This is a genomic window from Pseudovibrio sp. POLY-S9 (genome assembly GCF_001431305.1).
Classification (GTDB): Bacteria; Pseudomonadota; Alphaproteobacteria; order Rhizobiales; family Stappiaceae; genus Pseudovibrio.
Genome location: NZ_LCWX01000237.1, coordinates 411,279 through 413,530, shown reverse-complemented (window position 1 = coordinate 413,530; position 2,252 = coordinate 411,279). Strand labels below are relative to the sequence as shown.

Genomic DNA, 2,252 nt, shown 5'->3' with positions numbered 1-2,252 from the left:
CCATCGGGGAAATCTGCGACCTCTACAATCCGACAGAATGCTGGAACTACTTCAAAGCCGCAGGATGCATCTCAAATTAATCTCGAAACGCTTTAGCTGATGGCATGGGGAACTATTCGGCGACATTAATGTCAGCCGCCGGAGTTCTCGAATCGGCAAGTTAATGCTGCAAAAGTCGAAAAGGCTCTCTTAGTCTTCAGTGTGCTTTGTACAGCTGAGAGCCTGAAATTGAGAACAACCTAGTCCTTGTCAAAAGCATGTGCCAAGGCAATGAAGCCGGCCACATCGATCTCTTCTGCGCGGGCAGTTGGCTTGAGGCCGGCAGCTTCGATACGATCCTCCGCATCTGGCTTAAGGCCTTTTAAGCTTGCTCTGAGCATTTTACGGCGCTGACCAAAGGCATGAGCGGTTACTCGTTCCAACGCCTTCAAAGGGCACTCCAGAGGCCTCTCGCGCGGGTGTAGTTGCACAACAGCGGACGTCACCTTTGGTGGAGGGGTGAAAGCCTTTGGGTTCAGATCAAAAAGTATATCCGTATGACACCGCCAGTTTGCCAAAACACCGAGGCGGCCATAGGCTTTATTGCCTGTTTCAGCAACAATGCGCTGCCCGACTTCTTTCTGGAACATCAATGTCAGAGAATCCCAAAACGGAGGCCACTCATCAGTTGTCAGCCACCCAAGCAGCAGTTGAGTACCCACATTGTAAGGCAGGTTAGCGATAATCTTGATCGGGCCGTCAGCAAGCTCAGCAGGATTGTACTTGAGGGCATCACCCTCAATCACTTCCAGCTTGCCATTGTAGCGCTCTGAAATCTGAGAAAGAACAGGCAGGCATCGCGTGTCTTTCTCAATCGCAACCACCTTCTTGGCGCCAGCTGCAAGCAAGGCGCGTGTCAAACCACCGGGGCCAGGACCAACTTCAACAACGGTACAGTTGCTCAGATCCCCGGCACTGCGGGCAATGCGCGAGGTAAGATTGAGGTCCAGAAGAAAATTCTGACCAAGGGATTTGCGGGCATCGAGCCCATGCTCTGCAATCACCTCACGCAGAGGTGGCAGATCATCAATTTGTGCCATTAAACGAGCTCAGGTTGTGCGAGGGCTGCTGCAAGGCGCAGGGAAGCCATCAAGCTGTTTGGAGAGGCCTTATTCGTTCCCGCAATGGAAAATGCGGTTCCGTGATCAGGTGATGTGCGCACATAGGGGAGGCCGAGTGTCACATTCACAGCTTCATCAAAGGCCAGAGTTTTGACAGGAATGAGCGCTTGATCATGATACATGGCCACAGCCACATCATAGGTATCCAGCGCTTCACTGTGGAACATGGTGTCGGCAGGCAAAGGACCGCGAGCATCTATGCCTTCACTACGCAGTTGGGCAATAGCTGGAGAAATCGTTTCGATCTCTTCCGTCCCCATAGAGCCACCTTCACCTGCGTGAGGGTTGAGGCCTGCAATCGCGATGCGCGGTGAGGCAATACCAAACCGTTCGATCATGTCTTTGTTGATGGCCCGGCAGCGGTCGACGATGAGATCCTTCGTCACCAGCTTTGGTACATCCACAATTGGAACATGGACCGTAAGCGGAACGGCCATCAGCTCAGGACCGGCCAACAACATGATTGGCTCCACGTCCTTATCCCAGTAGGTTTTCGCCAGATCGCCAAGAAACTCAGTGTGACCCGGATGATGAAAACCAGCGTCATAAAGGATTTTCTTGGAGATAGGGTTGGTGACAACCGCTGAAGCCCTGCCATCCTTCACATGTCGTACCGCAGTCTCTATGGATTCGATGACAAGAGCAGCATTCGTGCCAGAAGGAGCACCGGGACTAACCTGGACTGGGCCAGAGAGAGGAACCACCGGAAGTGCCTCATCAAAACAGTCACAGGCGGCTTCTGGTTCCACCACTTTGATCGGAATTTTCAATCCGAGATGCTTTGCGCGGGCTTTGAGGAGCTCTGGATCGCATAGGACGTAGAACGGCTGAACAGCTTGTTCAAAGCGAACTTTCCACGTTTTAAGCGTAATATCAGGTCCAATACCTGCAGGCTCGCCCATTGTCAGGGCGAGCGCCAATTTCACTCTGCGCATAATAAAAAAACATCTCCTGCTGCTGATCAGGCGATCAGCGCTGCTCGATTACAGCATTGGAGCGCAGGTCACGAAGGTAACGGCGAGAAAGCTGTTGCCCTTTTTTATTCCGCAACTCGCCCTCGATAGTGCTTCGCGCAGTCGCATCACTGTTGAT

2 protein-coding genes are annotated in these 2,252 nt (G+C 52.6%); both read right to left on the bottom strand.

Annotation, left to right across the window (positions count from 1 at the left end; translation table 11 throughout):
- Nucleotides 1–239: 239 nt before the first annotated feature.
- The gene (rsmA, locus tag PPL9_RS25845; RefSeq protein WP_057465380.1) at nt 240–1,079 is read right to left on the bottom strand and encodes a 16S rRNA (adenine(1518)-N(6)/adenine(1519)-N(6))-dimethyltransferase RsmA; all 840 of its coding nucleotides are present in this window, start codon (nt 1,077–1,079) and stop codon (nt 240–242) included.
- Nucleotides 1,079–2,095 (bottom strand): 4-hydroxythreonine-4-phosphate dehydrogenase PdxA, encoded by a 1,017-nt coding sequence (gene pdxA / locus PPL9_RS25840; protein WP_057465379.1) that lies wholly within the window; start codon nt 2,093–2,095, stop codon nt 1,079–1,081. Before pdxA ends, rsmA begins: the two co-directional genes overlap by 1 nt.
- Nucleotides 2,096–2,252: the final 157 nt, after the last annotated feature.